A 7,118-nucleotide genomic window follows, 5' to 3' on the forward strand; every position below is an offset into this window, starting at 1 on the left:
GAAAAACCCTGTCCGAATCATCTGGTGAAAATTGGATCGCCCCCTTGAAGCGCATGATATGGTGCGCATTGCACAGCATATAGAACTGGCGCTGCAGGCCGTATGTCCCGCGGGGAAATATCCTTTGCGGCAACCCGGTAAAGTGACCACATAAATGGAACAGATAGGACAGGGAATAATGGTTCGGGACATATTCCCAAAAAATGCGCAACAGTCCAAGGCATACCTGTTCCATGGCAAAGTGCATTACGGCCATTTTGGAAGCGGTGTCCTCCCTTTCCCCGATGATGCCAACGACCGAAAGAAGATACTCCGCCCTTTCCATTCGGTCGATCCAACTTTCCCGGATTCGTTCATAATAGGTGCTATGCAGACACATCCCAACAGGACAGGACTCGGTTACCAGATTGTTCTCCTTAAAGATGCAGGGTGTCCCAGAAACGATACGGTTCAGAAAATTATCCCCGATGTCCAACCTTTTAAGGACATTGGAAAGGGTACGGAAAATGACATATACCCTACAGCGTCCTTTCATTTTACCATATAGGCTCCCCATGAAATCCCCCAGGTTTTTTGCCGGGGACCTATGTCCGACAACCAAGAGCGTATAGGTCACGGTCTCCTGTGGCATGACCGGTAATGGGTATAGGAAAACCTTTTGTCTCTTTTTTGTGGTCTCCATACCGATCACGTATACCGAATGCAGGGGCAGTTCCATTTGTATCAGTTTTATAAGTTCGTCCCGAAATGGGAATTTTATGGTTGTTCCTGTTTCCATGATGTCCTGTTTTAGATAAATAAACAGCAAAGCTGCCAAGTACCGAACCATCACCGTTTGTATTTTACCCTATGTTAATTGTTCTTTACCCGATAAAGATTGTATGAAAAATCATATATTTGATATATGGAAACAGCAGCGAAACCGAACCATATTGGTAGAAAGATAGGTCGTATCAGGGAGCTTCGAGGGATGAAGCAGGAAACCCTGGCGGAAGAATTGGGAATCAGTCAACAGGCGGTTTCCAAGATTGAACAGTCCGAGCATATCGAGGACGATAAATTGAACCAGATCGCAAAAGTACTTGGTGTGACCAAGGAAGGAATAGAGAATTTTTCTGATGAAAATATTCTGAATATTATTTCTAATACATTTACGAGTAATGATAATTCTACAATTAATGCTATCAACGTCCAACCCAATTTCAATCCTTTAGATAAAGTGATAGAGTTGTACGAACGTTTGCTGAAATCAGAACAGGAAAAAATCGCTTATCTTGAAAAGCTGATGAAAGAAAAATAGATAATGTACTTCTATGATTTTGTAGCCTTACAATTACCGAAAACCAGTTTTTTTATTCGATTTACAGTAAATTTTCCCCTATTTATTGGCTTCCCAGCGTTTTTACAGTAAATGTGATGCGGAGTGCAATATTGAAACACACGCAAGTAATTGAGTATCAATTACTTAAAATAAGTAACATCGCTTTAGCGTGTTACCCTCTTGCTTCTCCCTTTTTATCCACTTCGCTCCTAAAAACGGTAGCCCAAAGCCTCCGGTTAAATTCATATGTACTAACATTCACTTTGTCGATTGTAAACAAAATCTATCAAGGTAAAGACCCTGTCAGCTGGTTAAGTATTTAGAAAAACTGAGTAACCATCTCCATCGACTTAATTAACTTCATAACGAAAAAATTAGCATTATGTCCAGAGTCCTAATTGATGGCTCCTTATCCGCCAAATTCAAGGGTGCTAATTCCTCATTAATCTCCTCGAACCGATCCATTCAAAAACCCGCATCCAAGAACCATTAATTTTATTTTTCCTTGCCCTTAACCCTAGCCTTTTCGATATCTATTCTCACAACTGATTTGAGCTTAGTAAGGATTTATAAAAAGAGCGAGAAACGAGCCTGGTTATGCAATCCGTCTAAGAACAAATTGGTTTTCTTTGGTATCGGAAAAAAGGTCACGAATGTAACATGAAACACCAATTTAATTTAAGGTCAATTATCATAATTTACAACCCCTCAACATAAAATCAATATTAGTACTTATGCTGTCCCACCGTCCCATAATCGGACAAGTACTGGTACACAACCGTCCCATGAGAGGACAAGTAGTGGACAAGCAGTAGTATCTATTATAAACATTAATAAACATATAAAACAATAAACGGCCGCCGGTTCTTTTTTTTAAATTTAAAAAATGATTTTCAAATAATTCACAGCCTTTGAAATTACTTCGAACATAGTCTTATTTTGCATTTTAAGACCCGTTGGAGCCACGTTTACCGTCATGTAATGCAACTTATTGTTATCATAACATTAATTACAAGAAAACGCATAAAAACACTTAATTATCCCACCACTAAATACGTACATATAATTTGATAGATTTTGGTCCCATTTAGTTTTTTTGTTCGAAAAATTGGAATGGTAAATCCTTCTAAAATCAAAAGCGAACTCCATTGATTTTATTTTTCTTAAAATCGATGGTGTTCAAGACCTTTAAACGATGCGCTTTGACCGAAATAAAATGAAGGTCAATGGGCGGAGTTTGTTTGGTTTCTCAATATCAAATTAAATTCAAAATGGGAATAGAAGGTAAAGGACACTTGTATTCCTTCATCAAGAATCTAAATAGATAGTACCCGTTTTTGCATAAAAAACCCTTTGATAAACCCATTAAGTATCAAGGTTGACTTTAATGATGCTTTATAAAACTAAGCAGTTCTAGTTTGGAAAAGCTTACATTCTGTGGTTTGTAGTTAAGTATAAAAACAAGAAATGTTGATTAGGGAAAGTTTCGTGTTTATTCAACTGCTAATATGTTGACAATTAAAAATTAATAACGCTATCCAACGCATCATCGGCATCTTTATGGATGAAATTAGCTTGATAATTGAGCGTCGTTTTCAAATCACTATGTCGATATAGCTTTTGCAACATCAATGGGTGTATCTTGTCCCCTGCTATATTTCCAAAACTGTGGCGTGCTATGTGATTAGACAAATTCTTATCAATTCCACATAGACTAGCAATACGTTTCAAATATTTATTAAACAATGTTGTTGCATTTCTGGTTTTCCTAAAAATTTCCACATCTTTTTTAGGGTCCGCATCTTTTAAAAATGGAAATACATATCCTTTATTTTCTCTCTGGGCCTCTTTATAAAAGTTCAATATGACGCTAGCTTTATCTGGAATTTTGAGACTCAAGGGTTTTTCATTCTTGTTCATAATGTAATAAAGGCGGTTATCCTTGAAATCGGCCCATCTTAATTTAACCACATCGGAAATACGCATACCCGCAAAGTAGAAAGAAATCAACCAAACGTTATGTGTATGCCAGATTGACGATTGGGGCTCAAATTGAAGGGATTCTATTTTTTCCAGCTCTTTAGTAGTAAGGCCAATTTTATTACCCGAACCAAGTTGTATCCTTTCTCTTTCACCTGAAAAGGGATAAAATTTTGAATCTACTATTCCTTCTTTGATTGCAATATTGAAAAGGGTTCTAATAAAAATAAGTTGATTTGAAATCGTGCGAGTTTTTTGATTCAGATAAACAGAGCAAAAAGTTTTATACCGTTTTAAAAATGATTCATCTATATCGCGAAACTTTAGCGACTTGTTCTTCTTAAAATGGTTAATCCCATCAACAAATGAGAATTCTGACCTCCGTGCTTTACTAATCCTTTCGTTCCTTCTTTTTCTTATTGCTTCAATGATATCATTTTTACGTGAGGAAGATTTTAAAGAAAGAAACTCTTCGATATTATACAATATGGAAAGTTCTGATTTGGCTACTGAAAAAGTACCACGATCATATTTACTTTTAACGCGTTCAGCTGCTACAGTAAAGAAAGATTTAGAGCCTCCAGGCCCCTTTAATTTATATTTAATTTGTTTTGGTGTGATACTTTTTTCTTTAGAATCAAAGTATAGGTCATTGGCCTCGGTCAACTTTTTCATTAAAAAGTTATTCAATTTTTTGTGATTAGGATGGGACCCTTTTGCTTTTCCTGAAACTTTATCCCAATCTTTTTCAAAAACGTATTGACCAAGCCACTTGTAATTCGTTTTATAGTTTTCGCTTATTCGAAGCGCCAATGGAATAGTGCCATCCTTTTTCATCATATTCTTGCGCAATACAATCTTGATACTTGCCATAACTCTTTATTTGAATACATTAAAGATACTAAAAACTAGTACAGAATAAGTACAGAATAATTTGATATTAATTGATTTTTATTGAATTAAAAAAATATTAAACCTCTATTAAACAGTTGATTATAAGGGGTTTTGCGTAATTTTAATTATATTGATTTTCAGGCTCATAACCCGAAGGTCGCTGGTTCGAGTCCAGTCCCCGCTACTAAGGTTTAGGTCAACAGAATCAACGGTTTGTGTACACACAAGCCGTTTTTTATGTCTTCTATTTCCTTACTTCTACCTAGCGTATACGATAACGTATACGCTTTGACCATGAAACTGAACTATTCCGAGCCTAAATTCTACACGGGAGGGGTCAATATCAAAGGTTGGTCCAAACTAACCCGTAGACAACAAAAGGAAGCCCTTTTAAGGGAATGGTATGTCTATTTTTCTTATCGAGACCCCCATACCCAAAAACTCGTAAGACAAACTCCTATTAAAGCTGGGGTCAACCGTTATAAATCAAAAAGATTTTGCTCTGTGCGTGGTGGAAAGCAAACGCTAGTTTGCTCCCGTACTGTTCATAGCTAAACCGATGGCATGTAATTGCCTACGGCACGTAGAATCGCGTTTCGCAAACGCCTCCCTTCTACTAATTTCATACCATCGTCCACTGTTAATTGCACCTCGCCATATTATTGTATATTTATTCGAGTCCACGAGAACTATACACATCAGCGTGTATCGCTAATGAGACGCAATTATGGCTATCCGTGAGGCGCCCCCCACTATGCCATACACCGTGAACGCTATAACCAATTAGGACAAAAATTATGAGAACAACTATAAATAAAATTGAAACGCTAACATTTTTAATTTTATTTATAGTTGCGTCAATTGGTTGTAACTCAAAAAATAAAGATAAAGAGTCTATTAAAAACACTCAAAGGGTAACTTCCCAAAATGTCCTTTCCGCCGTGATTGATTCTATTAATTCAGAAATAAATGATGGAGATTATGGATTAATTGACCGCTTTATGGTCATACAGAATGACGAGTTATTGGCTGATTATAAATATGAACAGGACTACGAAACCATTGTTCAAAAATATGACACAACCAATCATCAATACAATTTCAATAATACGGATTGGCATCCTTACTACAAGAAAAGTGAATTGCACACCCTTCAATCTGTAACCAAAAGTATCACCTCAATCCTTTTGGGTATTGCGTTGGATTTGAATGGGGATTATAATGTTAGCAATAAAGCAATGCCTTTGTTGACTGGTTATGATATTGACTTTTTAGATAAACGGAAGCAAAATATATCTATTGAAGATTTATTGACAATGAGAAGTGGATTACAATGGAATGAAGAGACTGATCATAATGACAATACAAATGATAGTTTTTTACTGGAATCAAGTGACAACTGGATAGCATATGTGTTGAGCAAACCTATGGATACCATACCAGGAACAAGATTCGTCTATAATGGTGGAGGAACCGTTCTTTTAGGTAAAATCGTTAGAACCATTACAGGCAAACGAATTGACGATTGGGCAGAAGAAAAATTATTTAAGCCACTCGGCATTACAGATTACTATTGGAAAGAAACACCTGATGGGGAAATTGATACAGAAGGAGGTCTATATCTTAAGGCAGAAGACTTGGCTAAAATTGGTTCCTTGTTTTTGAACAATGGGAAATGGAATGACAATCAAATTGTATCTGAAAGTTGGGTAACAACATCCACGAGCCCTCAAATCAAAGACGTAAAACCTGAATGGCGAAGTAATATGGGATATGGTTATCAATGGTGGATTCCTGAATATACTTTTGATGGCAAAACGAGTATTTATGCAGGAAATGGATATGGCGGACAATATTTAATGATAGCACCAGAATACAATTTAATAATCGTCTTTAACGGCTGGAATATAAATGATGAGCCTGAAAAGTCGACTTGGAGAGTTTTACAAGACAGAATAATCCCGACACTTAAGAACAAATAAATGGGTATAACAACCTGTATGATTTATTGCTGGTTCTAGCTTACTTACGAACCCCGAAGCGTCGGGGCTCGCGGATTTTCCAGTTAATTTCGTATTTGCTAAATCAGTTACTTAAACACACCACTAACCATACACAAAACCGTTAATTGCACCTCGCCATATTATTGTATATTTATTCGAGTCCACGAGAACTACACACATTAGCGTGTATAGCGAATGAGACGCAATTATGGCTATCCGTAAGGCGCGCCTCACTACGCCATACACCGTGGACGTTGCAACCAATTAAAAAGAACTATGAATACTGATTTTAATTTCGAAGAATTGAAAAGCAAAATTGAATTTGCTGTTAAAAAAAGTTTTAAAGAAAATATTCAAAAATATGGTTCTGATATTTGCTCTTTTTCCTTAATAAGTGATGATGGAGCAATGACTGTAGTCCCTTTTACAAATACTAAAAGTCATTTAGAGAAAATGCAATCCCAAAACCCTCAATACAAGGATTTTTATGAATTTGAACCAGTTGAATGGTTTACTTCTGATGGAGCCAACCCTGAATTCAATGACATATGCAAAACTCTTTCAGTAGAAACCGATAAAGAAGAATTAGACTTTGAAAATTTTAGAAACACTTTATTCGAAACTTGCGTTCAAGTATTGGAGAAACTGCGTACTGAAGGTTTCTTTCAAAAAGAATTGGGAAAAAACCTGTTGGTTCAGTTTAATATTTCAGATACAGACGAGCCTAAAGAAAATTTAATAAAATGGACAAAACGTCTTAATGATAAAAAATATGGAAAACGTTATCAAGATTATATGAATTACGAATACGAATAAAAACTGGTAAGGGTCTGTAAATTAAACTCTGTCCGTTGTTCCAATTCCTTTGGGGCTAGCCCCAAAGGAATTGGCGTTTAAGACCAGTGGTATCCTCTCCCCAA

At 36.3% G+C, this 7,118-nt stretch carries 6 protein-coding genes; 4 read left to right on the forward strand and 2 right to left on the reverse strand.

Annotation, left to right across the window (positions count from 1 at the left end):
- On the reverse strand, nucleotides 1-778 hold a 778-nt coding region (locus tag LX92_RS22085; protein ID WP_146197908.1), incomplete at its 3' end, for a hypothetical protein.
- 126 nt (nucleotides 779-904) lie between these two features.
- Here LX92_RS22085 and LX92_RS22090 point away from each other — a divergent pair.
- Nucleotides 905-1,300: a helix-turn-helix domain-containing protein gene (locus tag LX92_RS22090; protein ID WP_109655210.1), complete on the forward strand. Its 396-nt coding sequence runs from the start codon at nucleotides 905-907 to the stop codon at nucleotides 1,298-1,300.
- Nucleotides 1,301-2,839: 1,539 nt separating this feature from the next.
- Here LX92_RS22090 and LX92_RS22095 read toward each other — a convergent pair.
- On the reverse strand, nucleotides 2,840-4,174 hold the full coding sequence (locus tag LX92_RS22095) for a tyrosine-type recombinase/integrase (RefSeq protein WP_109655212.1): 1,335 nt from the start codon (nucleotides 4,172-4,174) through the stop codon (nucleotides 2,840-2,842).
- A 258-nt stretch (nucleotides 4,175-4,432) separates the two neighbouring features.
- On the opposite strand from LX92_RS22095, the gene LX92_RS22100 reads away from it, so the two are divergent.
- From LX92_RS22100 to LX92_RS22110, 3 genes are all read left to right on the forward strand, one after another.
- Nucleotides 4,433-4,750, forward strand: a complete 318-nt coding sequence (locus tag LX92_RS22100; RefSeq protein ID WP_146197909.1) for a hypothetical protein — start codon at nucleotides 4,433-4,435, stop codon at nucleotides 4,748-4,750.
- A 242-nt stretch (nucleotides 4,751-4,992) separates the two neighbouring features.
- The gene (locus LX92_RS22105) at nucleotides 4,993-6,177 is read left to right on the forward strand and encodes a serine hydrolase domain-containing protein (RefSeq protein ID WP_109655216.1); all 1,185 of its coding nucleotides are present in this window, start codon (nucleotides 4,993-4,995) and stop codon (nucleotides 6,175-6,177) included.
- A gap of 297 nt (nucleotides 6,178-6,474) precedes the next feature.
- Nucleotides 6,475-7,014: a DUF4303 domain-containing protein gene (locus LX92_RS22110; protein WP_109655218.1), complete on the forward strand. Its 540-nt coding sequence runs from the start codon at nucleotides 6,475-6,477 to the stop codon at nucleotides 7,012-7,014.
- The last annotated feature ends 104 nt before the right edge of the window (nucleotides 7,015-7,118 follow it).

It is taken from the genome of Maribacter polysiphoniae (genome assembly GCF_003148665.1).
Lineage (GTDB): Bacteria > Bacteroidota > Bacteroidia > Flavobacteriales > Flavobacteriaceae > Maribacter_A > Maribacter_A polysiphoniae.

Bases quoted from the DNA above. Each gene is read 5' to 3' on its own strand.
- LX92_RS22105 (WP_109655216.1), top strand. From the start codon at position 4,993: ATGAGAACAACTATAAATAAAATTGAAACGCTAACATTTTTAATTTTA.
- LX92_RS22110 (WP_109655218.1), top strand. From the start codon at position 6,475: ATGAATACTGATTTTAATTTCGAAGAATTGAAAAGCAAAATTGAATTT.
- LX92_RS22090 (WP_109655210.1), top strand. From the start codon at position 905: ATGGAAACAGCAGCGAAACCGAACCATATTGGTAGAAAGATAGGTCGT.
- LX92_RS22095 (WP_109655212.1), bottom strand. From the start codon at position 4,174: ATGGCAAGTATCAAGATTGTATTGCGCAAGAATATGATGAAAAAGGAT.
- LX92_RS22100 (WP_146197909.1), top strand. From the start codon at position 4,433: ATGTCTTCTATTTCCTTACTTCTACCTAGCGTATACGATAACGTATAC.